Origin of the sequence: Blautia sp. HCP3S3_C4, from assembly GCF_052064095.1 — a bacterium.
In the GTDB taxonomy this organism is placed as follows: Bacteria; Bacillota; Clostridia; order Lachnospirales; family Lachnospiraceae; genus Blautia_A.
The window spans coordinates 1-13,665 of the sequence record NZ_JBQHWF010000025.1 but is presented as its reverse complement, the minus strand read 5'-3'; the positions used below and the strand labels follow the sequence as shown (position 1 = coordinate 13,665).

14 protein-coding genes and 1 pseudogene are annotated in these 13,665 nt (G+C 38.9%); 14 read left to right on the top strand and 1 reads right to left on the bottom strand.

Translation table 11 applies throughout. From position 1 onward, the window contains the following. Positions 1-89: 89 nt before the first annotated feature. The 4 genes and pseudogenes from ACTNC6_RS15645 to ACTNC6_RS15630 form a co-directional block, all read left to right on the top strand. Positions 90-1,184 (top strand): annotated as a pseudogene (locus tag ACTNC6_RS15645) (PD-(D/E)XK nuclease domain-containing protein); the annotation flags it as partial. A gap of 49 nt (positions 1,185-1,233) precedes the next feature. Next, on the top strand, positions 1,234-1,998 hold the full coding sequence (locus ACTNC6_RS15640; protein WP_441044559.1) for an inositol monophosphatase family protein: 765 nt from the start codon (positions 1,234-1,236) through the stop codon (positions 1,996-1,998). A 22-nt stretch (positions 1,999-2,020) separates the two neighbouring features. Then, positions 2,021-3,388 carry an MFS transporter gene (locus ACTNC6_RS15635; protein ID WP_441044558.1) on the top strand — a complete coding sequence of 456 codons (1,368 nt, stop codon included), beginning with the start codon at positions 2,021-2,023 and terminating at the stop codon, positions 3,386-3,388. 70 nt (positions 3,389-3,458) lie between these two features. Next, positions 3,459-4,481 carry an alpha/beta fold hydrolase gene (locus tag ACTNC6_RS15630; protein ID WP_441044557.1) on the top strand — a complete coding sequence of 341 codons (1,023 nt, stop codon included), beginning with the start codon at positions 3,459-3,461 and terminating at the stop codon, positions 4,479-4,481. A 119-nt stretch (positions 4,482-4,600) separates the two neighbouring features. On the opposite strand, the gene ACTNC6_RS15625 is transcribed toward ACTNC6_RS15630, so the two are convergent. Further along, a complete protein-coding gene (locus tag ACTNC6_RS15625; protein ID WP_441035376.1) occupies positions 4,601-5,941 on the bottom strand; it encodes an MATE family efflux transporter in 1,341 nt (446 codons plus the stop codon). 26 nt (positions 5,942-5,967) lie between these two features. On the opposite strand from ACTNC6_RS15625, the gene ACTNC6_RS15620 reads away from it, so the two are divergent. From ACTNC6_RS15620 to ACTNC6_RS15575, 10 genes are all read left to right on the top strand, one after another. Further along, positions 5,968-6,096 carry a DUF6783 domain-containing protein gene (locus tag ACTNC6_RS15620; protein ID WP_441044556.1) on the top strand — a complete coding sequence of 43 codons (129 nt, stop codon included), beginning with the start codon at positions 5,968-5,970 and terminating at the stop codon, positions 6,094-6,096. 236 nt (positions 6,097-6,332) lie between these two features. After that, a complete protein-coding gene (locus ACTNC6_RS15615; protein WP_026648161.1) occupies positions 6,333-6,605 on the top strand; it encodes a hypothetical protein in 273 nt (90 codons plus the stop codon). A gap of 29 nt (positions 6,606-6,634) precedes the next feature. Further along, positions 6,635-7,657, top strand: coding sequence for a transglutaminase domain-containing protein (locus ACTNC6_RS15610; RefSeq protein WP_020994048.1), 1,023 nt, complete (start codon positions 6,635-6,637; stop codon positions 7,655-7,657). 124 nt (positions 7,658-7,781) lie between these two features. Next, positions 7,782-8,414 (top strand): methylated-DNA--[protein]-cysteine S-methyltransferase, encoded by a 633-nt coding sequence (locus tag ACTNC6_RS15605; RefSeq protein ID WP_441044560.1) that lies wholly within the window; start codon positions 7,782-7,784, stop codon positions 8,412-8,414. Positions 8,415-8,815: 401 nt separating this feature from the next. After that, positions 8,816-9,055 carry a DUF6061 family protein gene (locus ACTNC6_RS15600; RefSeq protein WP_119202560.1) on the top strand — a complete coding sequence of 80 codons (240 nt, stop codon included), beginning with the start codon at positions 8,816-8,818 and terminating at the stop codon, positions 9,053-9,055. 128 nt (positions 9,056-9,183) lie between these two features. After that, positions 9,184-9,696, top strand: coding sequence for a hypothetical protein (locus ACTNC6_RS15595; RefSeq protein ID WP_346793724.1), 513 nt, complete (start codon positions 9,184-9,186; stop codon positions 9,694-9,696). Positions 9,697-9,763: 67 nt separating this feature from the next. After that, positions 9,764-10,222 carry a VOC family protein gene (locus tag ACTNC6_RS15590; protein ID WP_118408994.1) on the top strand — a complete coding sequence of 153 codons (459 nt, stop codon included), beginning with the start codon at positions 9,764-9,766 and terminating at the stop codon, positions 10,220-10,222. A 47-nt stretch (positions 10,223-10,269) separates the two neighbouring features. Further along, positions 10,270-10,881, top strand: a complete 612-nt coding sequence (locus ACTNC6_RS15585; protein WP_235359923.1) for a hypothetical protein — start codon at positions 10,270-10,272, stop codon at positions 10,879-10,881. 45 nt (positions 10,882-10,926) lie between these two features. Continuing rightward, complete coding sequence (locus tag ACTNC6_RS15580) at positions 10,927-11,619, top strand: hypothetical protein (RefSeq protein ID WP_118408998.1); 693 nt, start codon at positions 10,927-10,929, stop codon at positions 11,617-11,619. Between the two features lie 380 nt (positions 11,620-11,999). Continuing rightward, positions 12,000-13,544 (top strand): ATP-binding cassette domain-containing protein, encoded by a 1,545-nt coding sequence (locus ACTNC6_RS15575; protein WP_346793722.1) that lies wholly within the window; start codon positions 12,000-12,002, stop codon positions 13,542-13,544. Positions 13,545-13,665 lie beyond the last annotated feature (121 nt).

The window sequence follows — 13,665 nt, the reverse complement described above, 5'->3', positions numbered from 1 at the left end:
TTTTCTTTCTGTAAACTGATGACAGTATACAGAACAATCCAGAGACACGCAAGGTAATCATTATTACGCTATTTTAAGAGGTCAATAACAATGAAGCGGCAAATAAAAAAGTACAGGAAAAGTACATTAATTTTTTGCGGGCAATGTTTAAGGGAACGGAACCGACAAAATATATTCAGTTGGCGTATCTTACAGGTATTTTGCCGATAAAGAAAGAAAAAACGCAGTCTGCATTAAATAATTTTGATGAGTTTACAATGCTTGATGCAGGAGTGATGGCGCCATATATTGGATTTACAGAAGCTGAAGTGAAGGATCTTTGCGAAAGATATCACAGAGATTTTGAGAAAGTAAAATATTGGTATGATGGTTATTTGTTGGAGGACTATCAGGTATATAATCCTAAAGCAGTAGTAAGTGTTTGTGTGCGGGGCAGGTTTAGAAGTTACTGGTCGGAGACTGCTTCTTATGAAGCAATTGTTCCTTTTATCAATATGAATTATGATGGTTTGAAAAATGCTATAATTGAAATACTTTCCGGTGCTTCGATTAAAGTAAATACATCTGCTTTCAAAAATGATACGGTGAATATACAAAGCAAAGATGATGTACTTACGTATTTGATCCATCTTGGCTATCTGGGATATAATCAGAACAGAAGAACTGCATTTGTTCCAAATGAAGAAATCCGGCAGGAGCTGACTACGGCGGTTGAGAGTAGAAAATGGAATGAGATGATTATTTTTCAGCAGGAATCAGAACATTTACTGGAGGCTACGCTGGACATGGATGAAGAAGCAGTTGTAGAGGGAATTGAGAAAATCCATACAGAGTATGTTTCGAATATTCAGTATAATAATGAGAATTCTTTGAGCAGTGTACTTGCAATTGCATATCTGAGTTCAATGGAATATTATTTTAAACCAGTTCGTGAACTGCCGACAGGACGTGGGTTTGCAGACTTTGTATTTATTCCAAAACCAGAATACGTTTCCAGTTATCCGGCGCTTGTCGTAGAACTTAAATGGAATAAGAATGTCAAGACAGCATTGCAGCAGATTAAGGAAAAGCAATATCCGGATTCAGTTCTGGATTATACCGGAGATATTTTGCTGGTTGGGATAAACTATGACAAGAAGACAAAAGAACATCAGTGTCTGATTGAAAAGTATGAGAAATTATAAAAGTATTGATAAAAAGGAAACCATTTTTTATTGAGAGGTGACAGACAATATGGAACTAAAGGAGAAAACTCCACATACGATATTAAACGAAATAATTGAAGCAGCAAAAGAGTGCGGACAGGTTATGCTTCAGGCAGACAGGGCGAATTTTGGCATTAAGGATAAGGCTGGAAAAGCAAATTTTGTTACGAAGTATGATTGCAAAATTCAGAAAATGCTGGAGAAAAAGTTGTCTGAGATTCTTCCGGAAGCGGAATTTTTGGGGGAAGAAGAGGATTGCCAGATTAACAGAAATGCAGAATACATTTTTGTGGTGGATCCGATTGATGGAACTACCAATTTTATCAAAGATTATCATATGAGCTGCGTATCTATTGGATTGATTCGAAATGGAAAGAGATATCTGGGAGTCGTGCATAATCCGTATCTTAATGAAACTTTCTCTGCGATTTCCGGTGAGGGTGCATATATGAATGGAAATGCGATTCATGTATCGAAGGATGATCTGGCAAACAGCATTGTTTTGTTTGGTTCATCACCGTATAATACGGAGCTTGCGAAGGCATCCTTTGAATTAGCTTACGAATATTTTCAAAAATGCCTTGATATCCGACGAAGCGGATCTGCGGCACTTGATTTATGTGCCATAGCATCAGGAAGAGCGGAAATTTATTTCGAGCTTATTTTATCTCCATGGGACTTTGCGGCAGGTGCACTTATTGTTGAAGAAGCAGGCGGAATTGTGACGACTGTTGAAGGAGAAGAACTTCCATGCCTGGAAAAGAGTTCGATTCTTGCAAGAAATAAGCAGTAGTTCTGAAATCTGGAGGTGCACGATGAAAAAGTTAACAACAGGGAAAATATGGCAGTTTGCAGCCGGACAGTTTGGATGGGCGATGTTGTCCGGGATTATTTCTAACTGGCTTGTATATTTTTATCAGCCGGATAAGACAGCTATCAGTCAGGGACAGACAGTGTTTATTCCACAGGGTCTGGTGGTCTTCGGCATATTTACTATTATTGGCGGAATTACAGCTTTCGGAAGAATTTTTGATGCTTTTACAGATCCAATGATCGCATCTTTATCTGACAGATGCACGTCAAAGAATGGGCGAAGAATTCCATTTCTGAAATGGGCATCTTTACCGCTGGCGCTTTCTACAGTACTGGTTTTCTGGTCACCGGTTAATAAAAACAGCTGGACCAATGGAGTGTTCTTGCTGGTTATGATTCTGGCGTACTATCTTTCCATTACTGCTTACTGTACACCATATAATGCGTTGATTCCGGAGCTTGGACATACCCAGCAGGAAAGACTTAATATTTCCACAGTCATTTCCTTTACATTTATTGCCGGAACTGCAGTGGCGTATCTGGCACCTACGATATGGGGGATGTTTATTCCTGCTTTTGGCAGAGTTGGTGCTATCCGTATGACCTTTACTTTGATGGCGGCTATAGCGTTTATCTGTATGCTTGTGCCGGTATTTTGTATCCGTGAAAAGGATTATGTAGATACGGTTCCTGCAAAAGAGTCAGCTTTTGGATCTCTTGCAGCTACTTTTAAGAATGGAGAATTTCGCAAGTTTGTGGCATCTGATATTTTCTACTGGATTGCACTTACCATGTTTCAGACAGGTCTTCCATTTTTTGTCACCAGTCTTTTGAAGCTTCCGGAAACGATGACAACTTTGTATTTTGTGGGAATGACAGCGCTGTCCCTTGTATTTTATATTCCGGTAAATAAGCTTACTCCTAAACTTGGAAAGAAAAAGATGATCTTGTTCGCATTTGCAGTATTTAGTCTTGCTTATTTTTATACCGGATTTATGGGAAAAATGAGTTTTATTCCGGCATCGGTGCAGGGACTGATCCTGACAGTCGTAGCGGCCCTTCCTATGGCAATTTTCGGAATTCTTCCGCAGGCTGTTGTGGCAGATATTTCGCAGAGCGACTCGATTACATCAGGAAGCAATCGTGAAGGAATGTTTTATGCGGCGAGAACATTTGCGTTTAAACTTGGGCAGAGTATTTCCATGTTGATATTTACAGCAGTCTCGACGATAGGGGCAGCAGAGGGAACTGGTTATAGAGTTGCTGCTTTTGGAGCTGCAGTATTCTGTTGTATAGGCGGAATTATACTGGTATTTTATAATGAGAAAAAGATTAATGGGATTATTAATAGGCACCAGCAAAGATTATAATACAGGCATGTATCGAATGGTGAAAAGCAGATAGCAATAGAATTATGAAAAAGCAACAGGAGTACATACAATGGAAATAATATATGAGAATGAATATTTGTATAAAATGAATGATGAAATAGAACCATATCTTGCAACGCACCGTCAGGAGGGGTACGTTCCTGGTGCAGAGGATCATCTGCATCGAAAAGACACGGGGATAGTGGGGAAAATTCATGTACAGCGTTATCTGGCAGAGAAGCCGAAAGGCGTGATTATAATCAGTCATGGCTTTACAGAAGCAGCGCCGAAATATGATGAGATGATTTATTATTTTCTGAAGGCTGGATATCATGTGTATATGCCGGAACATATGGGACATGGACAAAGTTATCGTCTGACAGCAGATTCATCTCTTGTACATATAGATACCTGGAAGCGATATGTGAGAGATTTTTTGAAAATATGCCATGTAATTAAAAAAACATATCCTGAACTGCCGTTAGTTCTTTTTGCGCATTCTATGGGTGGGGCGATTGGCACAATTGCAGCTGCATGGGAGCCACAACTGTTTCAGAAGATTATATTGAATTCTCCTATGCTCCGCCCGCTTACCGGAAATGTTCCCTGGCCATTGGTGATTGCTATTGCACAGACGAAGTGCCTTTTGGGAAGGGAGGAAGACTATGTGGCTGGTCAGAAGCCTTATGATGGTGGTGAGACTTTCGAAACCAGTGGATGTACTTCCAGACCGAGATTCGAAAAATATAATGAGCTGTGTAAAGAGAATAAAAAATTCCAGGTTAGTGCAGCTTCTTATGGGTGGCTTCTGGCGTCTGTAAAAATGAGTTGGTACATAAAATATTGTGGATGGAAGAAACTGACAGCACCTGTGTTGCTATTTCAGGCAGAAAGAGATGATTTTGTATCTGTAAACGCATTGAGAAAATTTGCAGAGAAAATCAATCACAGAGGAATTACTTCCTGCGAATATGTTTACCTGCCGGGAACCAGACATGAGACCTACCGCAGCGATGACAGGACGATGGAAATGTATTTAGATAAGATTATGAAGTTTATGGATTCAGGCATGGTATCTGACAGTTGTACGTGATTCGTATCTTAATGAAATTTTCTATGCGATTCATGTATCGGAGGATAATCAAATAATGGAAATGGTTTTCTGTTATCAGCATCTCTACTAAGAGAACTGATAACAGGAAACCATTTTTATTATTTGGCTGAGTTTTTATTTAACAGCCGGAAACAGATTACAAAAAAGATAATTCCATATACAGTTGTGATAGGTGTCGCCATTCCAACATAAGTCAGAGATGTTTCCGGTAATCTCGACATAATGATAGATACCGGAATTCGGATGCAGAATGCGGAAGTGATTCCCTGGATCATAACAGGAATACTTTTTCCACAGCCATTAAAATATCCGATACTGCTGAAAAGTACACAAGTCAGTATACAGTCGGCAGAGAAACCTTTCAGGTAAGCGGCACTCTGCGCGATTACCTCGGAATCATTGGTAAAGAAAGAGGATAATACTCCGCCTCCGAAGAATCCTACCATAAAGATGATGATTCCAACGGAACATCCGGTAATGATTGCAGTGTAAAAACCCTTCCATGCCCGGCTTTTCTTTCCGGCACCGATATTCTGTGCAACAAATGCTGATACACTCTGCATGATAGAGGACGGAACCAGCATAATAAAGGAAACGATTTTCTGTGCAATTCCATATCCGGCAGATGGCATCAGACCCATCTGATTGATAACAGAATTTACGACAAGAAATGAAATCTGAACCGTTGTCTCCTGAAGTGCAATCGGCACACCTACGTTCAATATTTTCCCCAACTCTTCCTTATAAATCCGACATTGTTCTCTGGAAAATTCTATAGGCATATCCTGCTTTCTTAATACAACGACAGAACAGACAACAGAGACAAACTGTGCAAATACAGTGGCAATGGCGGCACCTGCAACATCCATGTGAAATACTCCAACCAGAAGCAAATCTCCCAGAATATTTACGATGCAGGCAATTCCTACGAACAGAAGTGGAAGGTTTGCATTTCCCACACCTCGCAGCACCCCGCTGATTACGTTGTATGCAATAATAATAACGATACCGGCAGAACAGATTCTGATATAAAGAATCGTTTTGTCAAAGGATTCAGCCGGTGCCTGTAAAAGATGCGCAATTCCTCCGGCGGCAAATTCCAGTACAAATGTCATGATGACAGCAATGATCAGAAAAAGAATGATCGTAGTTCCGACCGCATTTCCTGCTTCCTTTGGTTTTTGTTCTCCGATGTGATGCCCGATTATTACGGTGGAGCCCATTGCAAGGCTTGTAATGATAAAAGTAGCCATCTGCATAAAGGAACTTCCTGTTCCTACTGCGGAAATACTCGAGGCATTTCCAAATTTTCCAACAATCAGCAAATCAACTGCACCATACGCAGCCTGCAGGATCAATGCTCCAAGTACGGGAATGGCAAACCGAAGCAAAGACTGGAACACAGGTCCTTCTGTAAAACTTATTTCTTTTTTCGACATTTTTTCCTCCTGAGAATGTGGCCTGAATGATTCAGATAGTAACGAGTGTACCAACAAATTGTGACGCACATTTTACAGAAAGCATTTTTCAAACACACTCTAGTGTATTGATTGCTTGTTATCTGAAGCATTTAGATATTATCAGTATAACATAGTTATTGCGCACATTCTACTGTCACGTTGATAACCTTGTAAGTCTTGGAGTTACTGTGTTACTGTTTACTCAGTGCCTTGTAACAATCTTTTTCCATATCAAATAAGCTCCATGTTCTGATTGCGAATATCAGTTGAAGTATGTTACTATAAGAAAAAACATAGCTATATCATATGATTTTTGACGAGGTAAATCAGATGGCTGGTGACACAGAAACATGATAAGAAAGGCAAAAACATGGCATCAGAAAGAACAGAAGAACTATACAGGGTTTTGCTCAGCAAGGGTTATCCGAAGGAGTTTTGTGCAGAGATCGCATATAAAAATATGAATACAGATTATACCGCAACCAGAATGCTGGGTTATTTGTATCGGTATACAAATCCTAAAATCGAAGATCTGGTAGATGAGATGCTGGCGATTTTAAGTGACAGGGCACAGATAATAGAGAAAAAGGAATCTGAACATGCGCAGGCAGTGATCAGTGAAATGTACCGGAAGGGATTATAAGTGACGAAGAACTTGGAGATAAGATAACAATGGAGCAATATTATTACAACCATATGAATAAGGCGCAGCAGGCTGCATATCACAGCATTCTTAGCGGTGTGAAAAACCTGGCGGATGAATTTCAGATTCCGGCATTAGAGGGAGAAGAACTTTATAATGTATTTTTTCAGATGCGTCTGGATCATCCGGAGATATTTTGGGTGAGCAGTTATAAATACCGGTATTATAAAGATTCTCCGAATCTGATTTTTATTCCGGAGTATCTTTTTGATAAAAAGAAGATTTGCGAACATCAAAAGGCTATGACTGCCAGAGTTGAGAAGCTGATTCGCCCGGCTCAGAAGCTGTCTGAGTGGGAGAAAGAGAAGTATGTACATGATTTTATCTGTGAAAATATCCGCTATGACAAACTGAAAAAATCATATTCCCATGAAATTATCGGACCGTTGGGGCAAGGCGTTGGTGTTTGTGAGGGAATCGCAAAAGCAGTAAAGGTTTTGTTAGATGCACTGGGAGTCTGGTGTGTGATTGCAATCTGTGGAAATAATCCTGAGAAGGGGATTAAGTATCGCCACACATGGAATATCGTAAAAATAGGAGGTACATATTATCATCTGGATGCGACCTTTGATAATACCTTGGGGAAAGATCGTGAGACTTCTGAAATCCGCTATGATTATTTCAATTTGGATGATTCACAGATTTTCAGGGATCATGAGCCTCTTATTGCGCCGGCGCCTCACTGCGGTGATCATGAGCACTTTTACTATAAGGAGAAGAAGCTTTCTTTTACTAAGAAAGAGGATGTGTATAAACGTTCTTTGCAGGCGGCGAAGAAAGGCAGGGTACTTATTTTTCACTGGAGAGGCGGTTATCTGACAAAGGAAGTACTGAAGGAATTGCTGGAGCTTATCCGGAAAGCAGGAGATGAGAAAGACAAAACAGCAATGGTCAGCATAAACTGGCCGCAGGCAGTTATTCGTGTTCAGTATACGGATATGCAGGTACAGGAGAGTGTGACAATAGAGGAAGCGAATGAAGGGGAAAAATAGATGTAATAAACAGCTTGACTTTTTCCGTGTGAGGATAGGGCTTTTTAAAAGAATGTGATCAGAGTGAGAAAACAGCCGAGATGTGGGACAGGGAATAAGGGTGAAACAAATGAATCAAAATTGCATGATTACACGAAAAGCAGCGTTGGAATTCGGTTTATCATTTCAGAATACATATACGGAAAGACCTTTCCGTGACCAGAACTGGCAGGTGGTAAGAGCGAGGGAAAACAAAAAAATTTTTTTATGGATCTATGAACGAAACGGTTATGTTAATCTGAATGTAAAGGCAAACCCGGAGTGGCGTGATTTTTGGCGAAGTGCCTATGAATCTGTACAGGCTGGTTATCATCAGAATAAGGAACATTGGAATACCATTATTCTAAATGGGACGGTACCGGATAAAGATATTAAAAGAATGATATCCGAAAGCTATGATCTCGTAACATACAGCCCGACAAAGAAGATTTATGAGGCAGTGAAGCAAATTCCGAAAGGATGCGTTGCAACTTATGGTCAGGTTGCCGAAATGGCAGGGAATCCGAGGATGTCGAGAGCGGTAGGGAATGCCCTCCATAAGAATCCGGATCCGGAGCAGATTCCCTGTTATCGGGTAGTGAATTCCAGAGGAGAACTGTCAGGGGCTTTTGCCTTCGGCGGTAAAGATGTACAGAAAAAGCTACTGGAAGCAGATGGAATTGAGGTTGTCAATGGAACGGTGGATTTAAAAAAATATGGATTAAAAATATTTCGGTAATCCGCACTTATTTCTTCACTGCGTTCCCTGATTCTTGTGGTGATATTTATATTGATTCTTCCACAGATCATTGCTCAGATATCCGGGTGATATTCTGGGCATATCCCCTGACCTGGAGCATCAGCTCTGTGATTTTCCTATATCTGTTTTTGCGTGGAAAATGGGTATACGGATTTGAGAAAGAAAATAATAAGCAATATTAAACAAGGAGAAGATGATATGGATAGTCGAGCATTTCTGGATTTTCTTAAAGTGGCGGAAAAATTAAAATGTAACACCAGACATTCTTACACCTCCTCCGGGAGACATGTGTATCATGTTCTAAAGGATAATTCTAGGACACACAACAATTTACCAATACAACCGGCTTATCTGTAATAAAAACGAAAGGACGAAAAGCTATGAAACTTATATATGCTACATATAACCAGTACTGCAATAGTATAGATATAACCACTTTTGATAATATGCTTCTTCGCATAGATTGTAGTAAGGCGGAGGAAGGATTGAAGATCACACCAAATTCACAGTGCGCATTAAATGCTCTTGCGATTGATGAACCTATGGAGTATGCACGCTTAGTGTTGGATGGAGAAATGCAAGCTTGGATTGATGCAGAAGATAGTTTAGAAGTGTGGTAATTTTTCGGGCGGATTGCTATAGATTAGCAGTCCGCCTTTTTCAAAATCTTTACAAAAATATAAGTGGAATGTAAGAGATGTGCGTGGTACAATAGGAAGTGAAATTTGAAGTTAGTGGGGGAATTACAATGGGCAGAGGTTTAGTCAGACGAGTTCTGCTGGTTGCAGCATCAATACTTAATTGGATATTTTCAATAGGATATATAAGAGAAATATATAATGTAATGTTGGGCAAAAATTTAATCAAATATGTGGACAACATAAATATTGACGGTTCTGATTTTACACCATTAGCTAACCTTACAGTTGCGGGAGTAAACGGATTGACGATTTTTCTTGTGATAGGCTCAGCTGTATTGTTTGCGACGATATTTATTCTGATTTTCGCAATATTGCTTAGGGTAACAACAATCAGAAAGCAAGACATAGTTACGGAATCTGAGATAATATTTACCAAATGGTTAATTATTGTTTCTTCTGTTCTTGCCTTTATAGTCGGCATTTTGTCTGCGAACATAAAACTGATTGGGTGTGTCATAGGCTTGTCGTGGCAGCAACCGCTTTTCATGATGTTGATATACTATCTGCCCTTGAAGAATCGATTTAAGAAAGGAACGGAAATTGCTCATACGGAACTGTAAATTAACTTGCAGTCTTGTGGAGAGATTGAAAGTAACAGAAGATTTGAATTTGACGGAGGTATAGTAGATGAAAATAAAAAACCCTATGTTGGTAGTAACGGATATTAATAAGTCATTGGAATTTTATATAAAAGTTTTGGGGCTTCATGTAATTATGGATTTTGGTGCAAATAAGACTTTGACAGGTGGTTTGGCACTGCAAACACTTGAAACTTGGAATGAATTTATTGGTACAGACAACGTTTCATTCGGTAGTAATAGTTCTGAAGTATATTTTGAAGAGGATAACTTTGACAAATTTGCTGATAGACTGAAAAAGTATGATGTGGAATACGTCCATCCTATCAAGGAACATTCATGGGGACAGCGAGTGGTTAGAATTTATGACCCTGATAAACATATTATTGAGGTTGGCGAGAACATAAAAGTAGTTTGTAAACGTTTCTTGGATAGTGGCATGACACCAGAGCAAGTGGCAGAAAGAATGGATGTACCAATGAAATTCGTAAATGCTTGTATACGCTAAAGTTCAATTTATAGGAAAAGTAACTTTGAAGTTGGAGATGTGTAAGGATGATTGAGATATGTTCAAATTGTGGGAATTACGAATGGGACAAAGAAATAATTGAAAATAAACTTCGTTGCCCGAAATGCGGTGCGGAATGGGAGTTTAAATCCTTGCCGTTACTTATTCTGACAGGGTGCAGCGGAGTAGGCAAAACTACTACGGCGATTGAGATTATGAGGAGAAAAGTTGATTTTGTAGTATTGGATGCTGATATTTTCACAGGCTTTATAAACTGGGATGATGAGGAATCCTGTAATAAATGGGTTGAAATTATTGCTAATATTTCAAAGGATATTATACAGTCAGGGACACTGGTTTTGTGGACGATGGCGGGATGCCTTGACCGTTTTCCGAAAGTATACAACAGTCGGTATTTTAGTGAGATTATTTGTTTGGCGTTAGTTACGGATGAAGATTCTTTGAGACAACGTATGCAAGAGGGCAGAGGAATAACGGACGAGAACTGGATTAATAGTTCATGCGATTATAATCGTTATTTTATGGAACATACTCAGGTGGGGGATACCAAGTACGAGTTGCTGGATATATCAATGAAATCGCCCAAAGAAGTGGCTGATGATGTGATAAATTGGGTGCATGGAAAGGTTTTTGTGTAAAAACGAAATCAAGAGTTTGGACGAAAGCGATAGGTTAAGCAGATAATGGAATATTTATATTGTAAAGATGATAATTTTCAGGATTTTGCAAGTGGTCGGGTTCTTTATGGAGGAAAAGGAATACCGAATTTCCCGATTCGATTGTTGCTTGAAATTTACGGTCGGGCACTGGAGCGTTCGAATAAAAAAGAGGATTTAGTCATATATGACCCTTGTTGTGGGGGAGGCTATTCCCTTACAATTCTTGGATATTTTCAAAATAAGTATATCAGAAAAATATATGGTAGTGATATTGATGAAGATATGGTAGCTCATGCAAAGAAAAATATATCCTTACTTACTGATGTTGCTTTGAAAAAGAGAAAAGCAGAGATAGAGGAACTTTACAATTCTTATGGTAAGGAATCTCATAAGGAGGCATTAGATAGTTGCGATAAATTAAGCATTATGCTGGGGAATGATATATCGACAGAGATTTTCCAAGCGGATTGTACGATGCCTTTGCCGGAAATATTGCCTGATATAATTATTACGGATGTTCCATACGGAAATTTGGTGGAATGGGAACAAGGTAAGAATTCCATGGATGCTATGTTGGAACAGTTATGGAGAATTTCGCATGAAAATACAATTTTAGCTGTATGCATGGATAAAAAGCAGAAAATCAATTGTGAGAAATGGGAAAGGCTAGAAAAGCAAAACATTGGGAAACGAAAATTTGAAATTTACAAAAAGTAAGAATTTTGAAAAGCCTGACTATGTAAATGAGGCAATGGAAACTTTGAATTTGCGCTTCTATAAGGTGGAATGTGTTGACACAATAAATACAGTATGATAGTATTATCATTAGAAAAAAGGATGGCACATTTCGTGTAAGGTGAGGAAATGATTAATAGATAATTTAATTTAAGTAAGACACATATAGTTATTGAGCCTGTAGAAAATAGGTTTATTTTTGTGTACGCTTAAGTTGGATTATCGCAAGAGGCATTTCCTTTGCTTTTCCTTAGGGAAAGGAATAAAGGTCTATTTGGCGAGTCTATTTTTGCGTATGCAAAAAAGGCTCGTTTTTGTGTGTACAAAAATAATTGACTCGTGTTTCGAAAAGGAGGAACTTTATGTTACAGATAAAGAAATTAAATTTAACACATAAAAAAGACCTGAGAGTAATTCTTGATGATTTCAACCTTGTGCTAAATGATGGAGATAAAGCAGTTATCATTGGAGAAGAAGGGAACGGAAAATCAACATTAATGAAGTGGATATATGATCCATCGCTTATAGAAAACTATATAGAAGCGGATGGGGAAAGAGTAATGGGAAACGAACGTTTTGGTTACCTTCCGCAAGAGATGCCCGATGAAGATAAGAAAAAAACCGTATACGAGTATTTTTCTGAGGAAGAAATATTCTGGGAGAAAACGCCAAAAGAACTGTCTGTTACTGCAGGAAAATTTGGAATAAAAAATGATTTTTTCTACAGTAGTCAGATGATGGGGAGCCTTTCAGGAGGAGAAAAAGTCAAGGTACAACTCATGCGGCTTTTTATTCGCGATGTTTCTGTGCTATTGTTAGACGAACCTTCAAATGATATTGACATTGCGACGCTTACATTACTGGAAAAAACCATAAATGAATGGAAACATATTGTGCTTTTTATTTCACACGATGAAACATTGATAGAGCGTACCGCCAACATGGTAATACATATCGAGCAGATTAAGCGAAAAACAGAAGCGAGATATACCGTGGCCAAGCTTCCCTATAGAAACTATGTGGAGGAACGGCTTCATAAATTTGAACTTCAAGAACAGAGGGCACTATGTGACCGTAGGGAAAAAAAGATTCGAGATGAGAAATATCAAAGAGTGTCTCAGAGTGTGCAAAGCGCATTAGCAAATTGTTCCAGACAAGCGCCGTCGGTGGCAAAGAATTTGAAGGACAAAATGCACACAGTTAAGGCTATGGGGCGAAGATTTGAAAGAGAAGACGAAAATATGACGCAAATGCCGGAGCAGGAAGAAGCAATCTTTTTTAAATTAGGAGATAAAAACGCATACATTCCAACAGGGAAAACGGTCATAGAATATGAACTTTCAAAGCTAATGACTCCAGAAGGCGAAAGAATTTTGGCAGAAGGAATTTATTTGAAAATAAAAGGATCAGAGAAAATCTGTATTATAGGAGCCAACGGGGCAGGAAAAACGACTCTTCTAAAAAAGATAGCGGAAGAACTTATGAATCGGAATGATATTAAAGCAGAATATATGCCCCAAAATTATGAAGATTTGTTGGAGCTATCTGTTACACCGGTTGATTACCTTGATAAAACAGGAGATAAAGAAGAGCGTACAAGAATTAGAACATACCTAGGTTCACTTAAATACACGCCAGATGAAATGGAGCATCCTATTCGGGAGTTGTCTGGTGGACAAAAGGCGAAAGTGCTTCTTTTGAGGATGAGTTTAAGTGGTGCGAATGTTCTTATTCTGGATGAGCCTACAAGAAATTTTTCACCATTATCCGGCCCGGTAATAAGAAAAATGCTCCGAGAATTTCCAGGGGCTGTCATTAGCATTTCTCACGATAGAAAGTACATTGAAGAGGTGTGTGATAAAATATATCAGCTAAATCCTAATGGATTACAGTTAATTAGTGAGTGATAAAAAAGATGAAAGACTGACAACTTCCAGTTGAACAAAATCGCTGCGCGATGGCCTGCCGAGGCTGTGGCGCAGCTTTCTTTTCTCAATAATAAAATAGGCAATGGCAATTCTTACCATC